Consider the following 255-nt stretch of genomic DNA (forward strand, 5'->3'; position numbering starts at 1 on the left):
TGATCCTGATGCCGGTGACGCCGGTTTCGTCGCCGATGACTTCATCCAGGGTGTGGTTCCATTTGACCTCGATCTTGCCTTCGGCGACCTTTGCCATCAGGCGGTCGATGAGGATGGCTTCGGCGCGGAATTTGTCGCGGCGGTGGATGACTGTGACCTTGCTGGCAATATTGGACAGGTACAGCGCTTCTTCGACGGCGGTGTTGCCGCCGCCGACTACGGCGACTTCCTTGCCGCGGTAGAAGAAGCCGTCGC

General features: G+C 60.4%; 1 protein-coding gene. It reads right to left on the bottom strand.

Going from position 1 to position 255, the window contains the following annotated elements:
• Positions 1–255: NAD-binding protein (locus ACO0LO_RS29125; protein ID WP_422970054.1), on the bottom strand; the 255-nt coding region annotated here is incomplete at both ends.

Origin of the sequence: Undibacterium sp. TJN25, from assembly GCF_049339885.1 — a bacterium.
Taxonomy (GTDB): domain Bacteria; phylum Pseudomonadota; class Gammaproteobacteria; order Burkholderiales; family Burkholderiaceae_D; genus Undibacterium.